Below are 12,089 nucleotides of genomic sequence, written 5' to 3'. Positions count from 1 at the left end.
GGCTCCTCGCGTCGTCGGGCACGGCATCCGCGTCACATTTCGGGCACTGACTCGTCTTCCTTCCTGGGGAGCACGCGTTCAGCGTGCCGTGGAGGGGAGCAGGGCCGATGGCTCAGTCGTCGCGCATGTACGGCATCCGCGCCGATCACGACACCGACAGCATCGTGATGTACCAGGCGTACTCCGACGCGATCGCCGATGCGGCGCTCGCGAACGGCCGCTTCGTCACCCCCTTCTCGTTCACGCGGATGACGTGGATCAAGCCGTCGTTCCTCTGGCTCGTGCACCGCAGCAACTGGGCGCGCAAGCCGGGCCAGCAACGCATCCTCGCGGTGCGCCTCAGCAGGGAGGGGTGGGAGACCGCCCTCTCACGATCGGTGCTGACGACCTCGCATCCGGATGCCGTCGCCGACGCGGCCGTGCACGTGCAGTGGGACCCCGAGCGCTCCATCCGCGGTGCGGCACTCGACCACTACAGCATCCAGGTCGGCGTGGGTCGCGGGGTCATCCGCACGCTCGCCGACGAGTGGACGCTCGGGATCGACGACCTCACGCCGACCGTCCGCAAGATCGCCACGCTCGTGCAGAGCGGTCAGGCTGATCGCGCGCGTCGTCTGCTGCCCGCGGAGCGCGCCTACCCGCTGCCGCCGGCGCTGACGCGGCGGATCACACCCTCGGACCGCTGATCCGTCGGGCCGGACACCCGCCGCTCAGAGCGTTCTGAACTCGATCGATCGGGTGCGGCTGCGCATGCGGCGGATCGTGAAGATACGGTTCTCGCGCACCCAGCGCCCCGGACCCTCGGCCGGTCCCAGTGCCTCCGTCAGGTACTGCTCCACCGACGCCAAGCGCGCGTCGTCATCGTCCGGCCGGGTGCCCGGGGCGCGCGTGCCCGGTGCCATGAAGAACGTTGCGCGCGGGCCGGGCGACGCGTCGAGGTACACACGCACCGCCGAGGGGAAGAAGCGCGGTGGTGAATCGGCGGCCCTGTCGAGCGGGGAGCGATCGTCGAGGTAGCGGTGGCGGGCTGCCCAGGCGGTGGCCTCCGCGCCCTGGAGCCAGTCGGCCGCGGCGTCGCGCAGCTCGATCGCCGAGTATTCCGGCGACAGACGCAGGCCGAGACTGCGGTTCGTGGCGGTGACCGCGGCGGTGAGGTGCCCGAGGTTCCAGTGCTTGTCGGTGCCGGACGGCTTGCCGACTCGCTTCGTGATCGCGGCGCGCAGACGCCGCTCGAAGCCGGCATCCGGCTCGGCGGTGAAGACGAGATGGACGTACGGATGCAGCGACGAGAGCTCCGGTCGCACGTCGTCGGCGGCCAGGCCGTTCGCCTCGAAAGCCGCGAGGATCGCATCGGCGTCGCGCGATTCCCGTCGCCAGAGGTCGTCGATCAGAGCAGGGATCGCGGTCAGCAGGTGGTCGGGGGAGTACTCCGGCGCCTTCGGTCGGGCGGACTCCGGCGCGGTCGCCGGGGCTGCGTCGCTCGCCGCCGGGGCCGCCGCCGGGGCCGTGGCCGCCGGGCCTGACGCGCCCGCCGGGCCTGACGTGCCCGCCGGGCCTGCCGTGGCGACCGTGGCGAACGCGGCATTGACGTAGGGGCGTCGACTCGTCGGGGCGCCGGGTCGAAGGGTGAACTCGCGGGCGCCGCGCGCCCATCGCCCCTCTTCCGTGGCGGGGCCGAGCGCCTCCGTGACGTAGCTCTCGATGTCGGCGAGACGACCCGCATCATCGGCCGCACGGGAGCCGGGCGCACGCGTGGTGGCCGGGAGGAGAAGCGTGACGCGCGGGCTCTCCTCGTCGTCGAGGTCGAGGTGCGAGCGGGGCACGAAGTGCTCACGCGAGGCGTCGGCCGCCTGCTCCGACGGCGACCGGCCATCGATGAAGCGGTGGCGGATCGCCCAGTCCTCGGCATCCGTTCCCTCGAGCCATTCGACCGCCGCCGCACGCATCTCGGTCACCGCGTACACGGCGAACAGGCGCACCTCCACGCGCGTCGCCGAGGCGATCAGTCCGGCACGGAAGCGGCCGATGTTCCAGGCTCGGTCGTCGCCCGATGCCTTGCCCAGGCGCTTCGTGACGGCAGCCCTCAGCTTGCGTTCGAGCGTCGCCTCTCCCGCCTCCGCCAGTCGGAACCGGAAGGGTGCCGCCGGCCGTACCGCGGCGACACGGGCGTCGTCATCGACGGTCAGGCCCACCGCGGAGACGGCGGCGAGAAGGTCATCGGGCCGCCGTGAGTCCCGACGCCAGACCTCTTCGAGGAAGTCGGGCAGCGCCGTCATCAGGAACTCGGCGGAGTAGAGAGGGGCCTCGTCGATCGCTCGCGTTTCGCTCATAACCCCACCAGGCTAACGGCGTGCCGTGCGGCGCGCCGTTAGCCCTCGTCCCAGAGCGTGTAGCCGGTCACGCCCGCGGGGATGAAGTCGAGGGGTTCGGTGAGCTCGTCCTCTGTGCCGACGATGCGCCCGGTCTCGCGTGAGACGAGCACGGTGAGCCGGTAGAGCGGGTTGGACGGTTCGGCGACCTCGAGGCCCACCACGTCGCGCCCGAGTCGATCGGTCGTGCGGCCGAGCACGGTCACCCCGCCGGCATCGACGAGCATGTCGAGGAGGGTCGCGTGCTGCGCGTCGGTGAGCGTCCACTGCGACATCAACGAGACGATGGCCGCCCCGAGTTCTCCCGACGTCGGCGCCGGATCGTCGCTCAGATAGGGGGCGAGCGCGGCCTTCAGCTCGTCGGGACTCGACCCGTCGAGTGCGGCCGTGGCGGGCGGGATGTTGAACTGCTCGGGCGTCATCGTGACGCGGTCGATCAGCTCCCCCGGCTCGTACGGACTCTCGCCGAGGCCGGCGGGTCGCTCGCCGTCCTCCCAGTAGGGCTCGCCGGCGACGATCGTCGTGACGCCGCCCTCGTCGAGCGTCCAGTCGATCGTGACGTCCTGCGGGATCACCTCGATGTTCTTCTCCGACATGTCGATGCTCCAGCCCCAGGTCACGAGCTCCACATGCGGTGCCTGCACCGGTCCGTCGCCGTCAGCGAGCGCCGCGTGCGCATCGGCGAGCACCGCGCCGAGCGGCTCGGCATCCGTATAGATGAGGGGCGGCGGGGTGAGGGCGACCGCCCGCTGGTCGGGAGCGAGCACGTTCACGGCGATCAGTGCGACGATCGCGCAGGCGGCGACGGCGGTGGTCAGACCGGCCGCCCAGATCCCGCGCCGGTGCGGCGCTCGCCGCGGGGCGACGTCGCCGCGGATGATCCGCTCCCGCAGGGCGATGTCCTGGGCGCGCAGCGCGGTCTCGCGGGCGGGAGAGGGGTGCGCGAGCGCGAAGAGCTCGTCGAGCCGGTCGTCGGTGAGGGTCATGCGTCCGCCTCCTTCGCCTCGAGCTGCCGGCGCAGTTTGGCGCGTGCGCGGGTGAGCGTCGTCCAGACCGCGGCCGCGCTGCACCGGAGCACCTGCGCCACCTCCCCGGCGCTGAGCTCGTCCCAGTACGTGAGCACGACGACCTGGCGTTCGCGGGCGCTCAGTGTGATGATCGCCTCGCGCAGGGCGAGGGCTTCGAGCGGATGCAGTGCGTCGGAGGTCTCCTGCAGGCCACGAGTGAGTGCGTCGATCGCCCGGCGCTTCGAACGATCGCGCCGGGCGGCGTCGCGCAGCTTGTTGTCGGCCGTGCGGATCAGCCAGGTGATCCCCATCGGATTCTCGGGTTGGAGCTTCTTCCACGCCACGACGAAGACGTCAGCGGCGATCTCCTCGACCTCGCTCCGGTCGTCGAGGAAGCACGAGAGGTGACGGCGCACCCGGGGCAGGTGCTCGTCGAACAGGATGCGGAAGGCGACGGCCTTGCTCCGCGGTGCCGGGGCGCCCGGTGCGCCCGTCGCTCCTGTCGCACCCGTCGCTCTCGTCGTTCCCGTGCGAGTGGCGTGAGCGCGTTCGCGCGCGATCCGGCCGTCGACCTCGGCGAGCACGACCCGCAGGCGCGCGCGAGGGTCCGATCGCAGACGCATCGCCACCCCGCTCCGTCTCTTCCCTGCTCCCTCACGGTACCGGGAGGGAGCACTCGTGCGCCCCGTGTCAGCCCCTCGACGGGGCGCACGAGCCGGCCCCCCGACTCTCAGTATCGATCGGGGGCGCGGAGCGGCGGCATCCGCTCTTTGGCTCGAACGGTCGATTCCTTACACACTTCTCTTCGGGGTCATGCGCGGCGATCGATCGCCGTGAGCACGACGTTGCCGATCGTCGCGACGACGACGATCGCGAGGCCGAGGAAGAAGACGGCGACGAGCAGGGTCGGCACCGGTTCGGCGTCGATCAGCGGATGCCGGAGGGTCCACAGCCGCAGCACCACGGCGGTCGCCACCGCCGCGAGACCCAGCACCAGCAGCATCACCCACACGAGTCGTTGCACGGTCTCCCCCTCCGCGAGCGACGCTACAGCGCGGGTCGTGTGCTCTCGCGCCCCTCTCTTTGCACGTACGACGGATTCCTGACAGGCGCGGCGGGAGCGGGCCGTCGAGACACCACGTCGAGCGCGAGACATCACGCGTGCCGTGGTGTCTCGCGGAGAATGTGGTGTCTCGCTGCGACCTGCGCGGCGTCTCGGGGCATCCTCCGCAGGTCGTACGCCGGTCATCCGCAAGACGGTACCTGCGGCGGATGCGCTGGGGTCTCCGCCGCTCGTAGCGTGGAGCACATGATCACAGCAGAAGGCCTCACGAAGAGGTTCGGAGACAAGACGGCCGTCGATGACGTGTCGTTCACGATCAAGCCCGGAGCCGTCACCGGCTTCCTCGGGCCCAACGGTGCGGGCAAGTCGACCACGATGCGGATGATCGTCGGGCTCGACCGCCCCACGTCGGGCCGCACGACCGTCGGCGGCCGCGAGTACCGCAAGCTCGGGGCGCCGCTCACCGAGGTGGGCGTGCTGCTCGACGCGAAGGCCGTGCACACCGGCCGCACCGCCCGCAACCACCTGCGCGCGATGGCGGCGACCCACGGCATCCCCGCGTCGCGCGTCGATGAGGTCATCGACCTCGCCGGCATCGGATCGGTCGCCCGCAAGCGCGCCGGCAAGTTCTCGCTCGGCATGGGGCAGCGCCTCGGCATCGCGTCGGCGCTGCTCGGCGACCCGCACACGCTCATCCTCGACGAGCCGGTCAACGGTCTCGACCCCGAGGGCGTGCGCTGGGTGCGTCAGTTCGTACGGCACGCGGCATCCGAGGGGCGCACCGTGCTGCTCTCGAGCCACCTGATGAGCGAGATGGCGCAGACCGCCGACCACGTCATCGTGATGGGGCGCGGCAAGGTACTGGCGGATGCTCCGCTCGAAGACCTCGTGCGGGCCTGGACCACGAACCGCGTGCGCGTGCGCACCCCGCACGGTGCGGCACTCGCGCAGCTGGTGGCGGGGCCCGACGTCGAGATCGTGAGCACCGCTCCCGATCTGTTCGACATCACGGGCCTGCCCGCCTCGCGCATCGGCGACCTCGCCGCCGAGCGGGGCGTCGCCCTGCACGAACTCACCCCGACCACCGGATCGCTGGAGGACGCGTACCTCGCGCTCACCGGCGAGGCCGTCGAGTACCGGACGAAGGAGATCGCATGACCGCCCCGGCCCTCACCCCGCCCCGCGCCGCCGTGCCGCACCAGGTCGACACCCGCTACCGCCTGACCTTCGTGCGCGCGCTGCGCGGCGAGTGGATCAAGCTCACCACGGTGCGTTCCACCTGGTGGTCGATCGCGATCGCCGCGGCCCTCACCATCGGCATCGCGGTGCTCTTCGCCTCGGCCGTCGACATGCCCGGCTTCGAGCCGATCCAGGCGGTCGTCTCGCCGATCCAGTTCACGATGCTGCTCGCCGGCATCCTCGGTGCCATCGCGGTCACCGGCGAGTACTCGACGGGCATGATCCGTTCGACGCTCACCGCCAACCCGGGTCGCGGCTCGGTGCTGGCCGCCAAGTCGGTCGTACTCGCGGTGTTCCTCTTCGTGTCGTCGCTGATCATCTTCGGCATCACGGCGGTTGCCGTGTCGGCCGTCGTGGCCGGTCGCGACCAGGGCATCGACTGGTCGGACTTCGACCTGTCGTTCGGGCCGATCCTCACGGCGTCGCTCTCGATGGCCGTGTTCGCGCTGATCGGTGTCGCCTTCGGGTTCATCCTGCGCTCGGGCGCCGGAGCGATCGCAGCGACCGTCGGTCTGCTGTTCGTGCTGCCGATCGTGGCGAGCATGTTCTCGATCGCCGGCGAGGCCTGGAAGTGGGTGTCGGATGCCGGGATGTACCTGCCCTCCTCGGCGGCGCAGAGCCTCATCCTCTCGGGCGGACCGCTCGAGACGCCCGTCGCGTACCTGACGCTCGGCGCCTGGGTCCTCGCGACGCTGCTCACCGCGTGGGGCGTGCTGCGCACTCGCGACGCGTAGAGTCTGGCGAGTGATCACGACGCGCAGCCGCAGCGCCTCGGACCGAGCCCCGGCTCGGGCCTCGGCCCGGGTCTCGGCCCGGGACGACGAGGAGCTGCGGCTGCCGCGTCCGCCCGGGGTGTTCCGGCGCTTCTGGGCGCGGCACCCCGTCGTGGGCGATGCGGTCATCGCGCTGCTCTGCCTGTTCCTCACGCTGACGCCGGCGAGCAGCGTGCGCACCGGCATCCCGGACCCCGCGGCCATCGTGCTCTCGATCATCGCGCTGGCCGGGGTGCTGGCCGCGTGCGTGGCCCTGTTCTGGCGGCGTCGGCATCCGCTCGTGCCGTTCGTGCTGTCGTTCGCGCTGCAAGCGCTGTTCGTGGTCGGCATCCTGCCGGGCGGCACTCCGCTCATCCTGGTCACCGCCTACGCGCTCGCCGTGTACGGCTCGTCCCGCGCGGCGTGGATCGGATTCGGGGTGGCACTGGGGGCGCTCGTCGTCTGGGGAGGCGCCTTCGTGCTCGGCGGCGGGCTGGGGTTCGCCGACGCCGCGAACGCCGTGATCGGTGCGGTCATCTTCGGTCTGATCGGCACCCTCATCGGCGTCAACGTGGGCGGGCGCAAGCGCTATCTCGACGCGATCATCGACCGATCGCGGCAGCTGCTCGTCGAGCGCGATCAGCAGGCGCAGCTCGCCGCCGCCGCCGAGCGGGCGCGCATCGCCCGCGAGATGCACGACATCGTCTCGCACTCGCTCACCGTGATCGTCGCGCTGTCGGAGGGGGCGGCGGCGACGGCCGATCGCGAGCAGGCCCGCACCGCATCGACCGCGACGGCTCAGACCGCCCGCACGGCTCTCACCGAGATGCGGGCGATGCTCGGGGTGCTCCGCGACGACACGAGTCCTCTTCCGCTGGCGCCCCTCACCGCCCCGTCGCCCGAAGACACGGTGGCAGCGGCGCAGCGCGCGGGGTACCCGATCAGCCTGACCGCATCGGGAACACCCGTGACGTTGTCCGCACCCATCGACCATGCGCTGTCGCGGATCGTGCAGGAGGGTGTGACGAACGCCATGCGTCACGCTCCGACCGCGACCGCGACCAGCGTGCGCGTCGAGCACCGGGCCGATGCCGTGATCGTCGAGATCGTGAACGACGGGGCGACAGAGCCGGGCGATTCCCCCGGCTTCGGGCTGCGCGGCCTCGACGAGCGCGTCGCGCACGTGCGGGGCACGATCGCGCACGGCCCGGTCGACGGAGGACGATGGATGCTGCGGGCCGAACTCCCACTCATACAGGAGGACGCATGACCGAGAAGATCAGGGTGCTGCTGGTCGACGATCAGCAGCTCATCCGTCTCGGATTCCGGATGGTTCTCGAAGCCGAGAACGATATCGAGGTGGTCGGCGAGGCCGGCGACGGTGAAGTCGCGATCGCCCAGGCCGCGGCGCTGCAGCCCGACCTCGTGCTCATGGACATCCGGATGCCCGGGCTCGACGGCATCGCCGCGACCGAGCAGATCGTGCACCGGCATCCGCAGACCCGCGTTCTCGTGCTGACGACCTTCGACCTCGACGAATACGCCTTCGGGGCGATCCGCGCGGGGGCGAGCGGATTCCTGCTCAAGGACGTGCAGCGGCACGAGTTGCTCTCGGCGCTGCGCGCGGTGCATCGCGGCGACGCGGCCCTGTCGCCGCGGATCACCCGGATGCTGCTGCAGCACGTGACCCCGACACTGGGTGTCTCGGGTGTCTCGGCTACCTCGGCTGTGTCGCCCGCCTCGCCTACCACCGTGGCGGGGGTGGAGGTTGCCGCCGACCGGGGAGATGCGGCCGCCTCTCTTCTCGAGTCGCTCACCGACCGCGAGCGCGACGTCTTCCTCGCTCTCGCCCGGGGTCTCAGCAATGCCGAGATCGGCGACAGCCTCTTCGTGACGGAGTCGACGGTCAAGACGCACGTCGGCCGCGTGCTCGCCAAGCTCGGTGCTCGCGACCGCATCCACGCCGTGATCCTGGCGCACCGTGCGGGGCTCGTCGTCGGCGACTGACCGAGAGTCGCGGCGGATCAGCCCCGCGTGACGTCGATGAGGCGCGTGATGCGCTCGAGGTCGATGATGCGCGTGGGGGCGAGGGACGCGCGCAGCACGCGCCATACGGGGAGCACGCGTCAGGCAGAGAGCACGCGTCAGACGAACTTCCCGCGTCAGGCAGAGAGCACGCGTCAGACGAACATCACCCGACGCGAAGCGCGGTCGGCATGGATGCGGCCGAGGGGGCTGGTCCACTCGATGGTGCCGTCGGGTCTGGAGCGAGCGGTCCAACGGTGGTCGGAGTCGATGTCGGGATGTTTGAGCTGGTGGTGACTCCTGCAGAAGTGGGCGAGGTTGTCGATCGCCGTTCTGCCGCCCTGGGCATGGTCGTGGTTGTGGTCGATCTCGCAGCGGTGGACGGGCATGCGGCAGCCGGGGAAGCGGCAGTGCTGATCTCGCGCGCGGAGGTGCCGGCGCATGCCCTCGGTGGGAGTGTAGGTGTCGGTTTCGGCGACCATGCCGCTGGCGCCGAGGAAGAGACGGCTCCAGCCGTTGTTGCGGCCGGCAAGGGCGCGGGCGATGTCGGGGTCGAGGGGGCCGTGGCCGTCGAGTTCGGCAGGGTGGTCGTCGAGGCCGGCGAGGGTGGTCGCGGCGATCGTCACCTGGATGCGGGCCTGCACCCCGTCGAGGTCGTTGCCGAGTGCGGGGCTGGGAGAGGCTGCGAGCAGCAGGTCGCTGAACAGGTCGGCCCGGACCTGATCGATGGTCCGCTCGTCGTCAGGAACGGTAGCGCCAGGAACGATGATGCTCTCGGGTATCGCGGCTGATACGAGCGGGTCGGTGGTGAAAGTGGAGTCCTCGCCGAAGATGACACCGGCGAGCGGGTCGTCGGGGGCGATGTGTTCGGGCAGGATCACGTCTTCCGGGTCTTCGCCGTCGAGGAACGTCGGTGCGGGTGCGTCATCGCGGGCCCGGATCACCTCTCGTGCCATGCGCGTGATGCGGTCCTGGATCGCCACGGCGAGCGTCTCGGGCAATACCGCGGTGAGCAGGGCGAGTCCGTCGTCGAGCGACCGCACGGTCACACTGCGTTCGGAGGCTGCTCGTCGGTGCCGTTCGAGGAGCGTCTCACCGGCGAGGGCCGCGGCGACCTGCCGGGCGTGCGCGCGGGTGCGGGCGGGCGAGTCGGCTTCGGCGACCACGAGTACCGCGGTCTCGTAGAGGCCCAGCACCGCGGCATCCGCCCGACCGTTGCGCACCGCCTCGCGCACCACGGACGCTGCTCTCACCATTTCGCGCACGTGCGCGGCGGTCACCCGCCCCGCGGTGAACGCCACCTCGACCGCCGGCATGCTCTGCAGAGCCAGCGCGTCGGAGAACGCGAACTCCACCGCACCCCGCGACAGGTGTCCCGCCGCGGAGTACTCCGCGATCATCGACCGGTAGATCGCATCGCGGTGATACGGATGCTCCGCGACCTCCGCATCGTGCTCGCCGATCCGCTCGCCCAGCAACGCCGTCGCCTGCGCTTCGAGCTCGGCGATCCGCCGCCGCACCTCCACCCACGCGTCGAGCAGACGACCGCGTTCGACCCTGTCGAGGGGAGCCGCGGCGTCTGATGTCATGCTCCGAGATTAGTACATATGTTCGAATCAAGCAAGCATCCGAGCCAGGAGATCGGGTCTCGTTCAGCCCCGACCAGTACCCTGGCTGCATGCCCTCTCTCATCGCCGCAGGTTCGACGCGCGCTCCGCGCCGCCTGGCGTCGGCGACCCCCATGGGGGAGTGGATGCGTGTCGTGATGCACCCCGGCACCAATGGGTGGACCAGCGTCTGGGGAACCATGTCGCACGGCGAGATCGCCGGCTGCCCGCCGCCTCGTCGACCCTAGGCCGCGCCTCACCGGGGCGGCCGAACGTTTCGTCGACCACTCCCACTTCTCGAGGTACCCCTGTGTCTTCTTCCCGTCTTCGTCTTGCCCCGCACGAGCTGTGGCGAGGCATCCGTTCCACCGCCCGCAGCGACGTCTTCGGTGGCGCGCTGCTCCTCGCCGCCACCGTCGCCGCGGTCGTCCTCGCCAACTCTCCGGCCGCACCCTGGTACGAGGCCGTTCGCGACTTCACCTTCGGCATCCCCGCGCTGCATCTCGAACTGAGCGTCGGTTCCTGGGCGGCCGATGGACTCCTGGCCATCTTCTTCTTCGTCGTCGGACTCGAGCTGAAGGAGGAGTGCGTCGCGGGTCGGTTGCGCGATCCTCGGCGAGCGGCGCTCCCGATCGCGGCGGCGATCGGCGGTGTCGTCGTTCCGGCCCTGTTCTTCCTGATCGTCAACGCGTCGAGCGGTGCGGAGGTGTTGCGCGGCTGGGCCATTCCCACGGCGACCGACATCGCCTTCGCGGTCGCGGTCATCGCCGTAGTCGGCCGATTCCTGCCGCCGGCACTGCGCGTCTTCCTCCTCACTCTTGCCATCGTCGACGACCTGATCGCGATCACGATCATCGCGACCTTCTACACCGAGTCGATCAGTCTGCCGCTGCTCGTGCTCGCGCTCCTCCCGCTCGCCGGTTTCGCCTTCGCGGTGCAGCGGGGCGTGCGCGCGTGGTGGATCCTGCTGCCGCTGGCGATCGCGGTCTGGGTCTGCGTGCATGCGGCCGGTGTGCACGCCACCGTCGCCGGGGTGCTGCTCGGATTCGTCGTTCCCGTGCTGCCGACCGAGCGGGCGCGCGTCGCCGTCGGTGAGGATGACGACGGCACGCGGTACGACGGCTTCGCGGCGCATTTCGCCGACCGCTGGGGAGTCGTCGCGACGCTCTTCGCCGTGCCGGTCTTCGCCTTCTTCGCGGCGGGTGTGAGCATCGGCGGGATCGACGGACTCCTCTCGGCGCTGCGCGACCCGATCACGATCGGCATCATGATGGGCCTCGTCGTGGGCAAGCCGATCGGCATCCTCGTCACGACGTTCCTGCTGAGTCGCATCCCTGCGCTCCGCCTCGAGGCGTCGTTGCGGTGGCCCGATCTGGTGGGCATGTCGTTCCTGGCGGGCATCGGGTTCACGGTCTCGCTGCTCGTCGGCGAGCTCGCCTACGGCTCGTCGTCGGTCGCCGACGAGCACGTCAAGATCGGCGTGCTCATCGGGTCGTTCCTGGCCGCAGTCATCGGTGGCGCGGTGCTGGCCGTGCGCAACTCCCGAGCGCGCGCGGCGCTGGATCCCGCGGGACGACAGCCGGATGCCGACGGCCCGCAGCCGCCCCGGCATCCGTAGGCTGGTCGGAAGCCACTCGACGATAAGGACACCCCATGGCAACGACAGCGCTCAGCAGTGCGGATTTCGCACAGACGGTCGAGAAGGACGGCATCGTGCTCGTGGACTTCTGGGCGGAATGGTGTGGCCCCTGCCGGATGTTCGGCCCGATCTTCGAGGGGGCGTCGGAGCAGCACCCAGACATCACCTTCGCGAAGGTCGATACCGAGGCGAACCAGGACCTCTCGCGCGCTGCGGGCATCGTCTCGATCCCGACGCTGATGGCTTTCCGCGACAACATCCTGGTCTTCTCGCAGCCCGGCGCCCTGCCCGCCCCGGCTCTCGAGAACCTCATCGGCCAGGTGCGCGCCCTCGACATGGACGCCGTTCGCGCTCAGATCGCCGAGGCGGAGGCGGCGGCCGAGTAGTC

13 protein-coding genes are annotated in these 12,089 nt (G+C 70.7%); 8 read left to right on the top strand and 5 right to left on the bottom strand.

The features are described from left to right. Positions 1-107: 107 nt before the first annotated feature. On the top strand, positions 108-686 hold the full coding sequence (locus WFJ97_RS09970) for a DUF4291 domain-containing protein (protein WP_336641376.1): 579 nt from the start codon (positions 108-110) through the stop codon (positions 684-686). Between the two features lie 24 nt (positions 687-710). On the opposite strand, the gene WFJ97_RS09965 is transcribed toward WFJ97_RS09970, so the two are convergent. The 4 genes from WFJ97_RS09965 to WFJ97_RS09950 all read right to left on the bottom strand — a co-directional run bounded on the left by WFJ97_RS09965 (position 711) and on the right by WFJ97_RS09950 (position 4,400). After that, positions 711-2,330, bottom strand: a complete 1,620-nt coding sequence (locus tag WFJ97_RS09965; RefSeq protein WP_336641375.1) for a hypothetical protein — start codon at positions 2,328-2,330, stop codon at positions 711-713. A 38-nt stretch (positions 2,331-2,368) separates the two neighbouring features. Next, positions 2,369-3,355, bottom strand: coding sequence for a hypothetical protein (locus WFJ97_RS09960; protein ID WP_336641374.1), 987 nt, complete (start codon positions 3,353-3,355; stop codon positions 2,369-2,371). Next, positions 3,352-3,999 carry an RNA polymerase sigma factor gene (locus WFJ97_RS09955; RefSeq protein ID WP_336641373.1) on the bottom strand — a complete coding sequence of 216 codons (648 nt, stop codon included), beginning with the start codon at positions 3,997-3,999 and terminating at the stop codon, positions 3,352-3,354. The genes WFJ97_RS09960 and WFJ97_RS09955 overlap by 4 nt, the downstream gene beginning before the upstream one ends. Positions 4,000-4,187: 188 nt before the next feature. Then, positions 4,188-4,400, bottom strand: a complete 213-nt coding sequence (locus tag WFJ97_RS09950) for a hypothetical protein (RefSeq protein ID WP_247624006.1) — start codon at positions 4,398-4,400, stop codon at positions 4,188-4,190. Between the two features lie 285 nt (positions 4,401-4,685). Here WFJ97_RS09950 and WFJ97_RS09945 point away from each other — a divergent pair, with 285 nt between their 5' ends. Genes WFJ97_RS09945 through WFJ97_RS09930 form a run of 4 tightly spaced genes read left to right on the top strand, consistent with a single transcriptional unit; the run spans position 4,686 to position 8,437 of the window. Further along, a complete protein-coding gene (locus WFJ97_RS09945) occupies positions 4,686-5,597 on the top strand; it encodes an ABC transporter ATP-binding protein (RefSeq protein WP_247633376.1) in 912 nt (303 codons plus the stop codon). Next, positions 5,594-6,412 carry an ABC transporter permease gene (locus WFJ97_RS09940; RefSeq protein WP_336641372.1) on the top strand — a complete coding sequence of 273 codons (819 nt, stop codon included), beginning with the start codon at positions 5,594-5,596 and terminating at the stop codon, positions 6,410-6,412. Before WFJ97_RS09945 ends, WFJ97_RS09940 begins: the two co-directional genes overlap by 4 nt. A 10-nt stretch (positions 6,413-6,422) precedes the next feature. Then, a complete protein-coding gene (locus tag WFJ97_RS09935) occupies positions 6,423-7,700 on the top strand; it encodes a sensor histidine kinase (RefSeq protein ID WP_336641371.1) in 1,278 nt (425 codons plus the stop codon). Further along, the gene (locus tag WFJ97_RS09930) at positions 7,697-8,437 is read left to right on the top strand and encodes a response regulator transcription factor (protein WP_336641370.1); all 741 of its coding nucleotides are present in this window, start codon (positions 7,697-7,699) and stop codon (positions 8,435-8,437) included. Before WFJ97_RS09935 ends, WFJ97_RS09930 begins: the two co-directional genes overlap by 4 nt. 173 nt (positions 8,438-8,610) lie before the next feature. Here WFJ97_RS09930 and WFJ97_RS09925 read toward each other — a convergent pair whose 3' ends face one another. Beyond that, entirely contained in the window at positions 8,611-10,044 is a 1,434-nt protein-coding gene (locus tag WFJ97_RS09925) for an HNH endonuclease signature motif containing protein (protein WP_336641369.1), read from the bottom strand. Positions 10,045-10,133: 89 nt separating this feature from the next. Between WFJ97_RS09925 and WFJ97_RS09920 the strand changes: the two genes are divergently transcribed. The 3 genes from WFJ97_RS09920 to trxA all read left to right on the top strand — a co-directional run bounded on the left by WFJ97_RS09920 (position 10,134) and on the right by trxA (position 12,087). Continuing rightward, positions 10,134-10,310, top strand: coding sequence for a hypothetical protein (locus WFJ97_RS09920; RefSeq protein ID WP_336641368.1), 177 nt, complete (start codon positions 10,134-10,136; stop codon positions 10,308-10,310). Between the two features lie 62 nt (positions 10,311-10,372). Further along, complete coding sequence (gene nhaA, locus WFJ97_RS09915) at positions 10,373-11,680, top strand: Na+/H+ antiporter NhaA (RefSeq protein ID WP_336641367.1); 1,308 nt, start codon at positions 10,373-10,375, stop codon at positions 11,678-11,680. A gap of 35 nt (positions 11,681-11,715) precedes the next feature. Continuing rightward, positions 11,716-12,087 carry a thioredoxin gene (trxA, locus tag WFJ97_RS09910; RefSeq protein ID WP_336641366.1) on the top strand — a complete coding sequence of 124 codons (372 nt, stop codon included), beginning with the start codon at positions 11,716-11,718 and terminating at the stop codon, positions 12,085-12,087. Positions 12,088-12,089: the final 2 nt, after the last annotated feature.

This window comes from Microbacterium sp. USHLN272 (assembly GCF_037149655.1).
GTDB classification, from domain to species: domain Bacteria; phylum Actinomycetota; class Actinomycetes; order Actinomycetales; family Microbacteriaceae; genus Microbacterium; species Microbacterium galbinum.
This window is presented reverse-complemented; position numbering and strand designations above follow the sequence as displayed.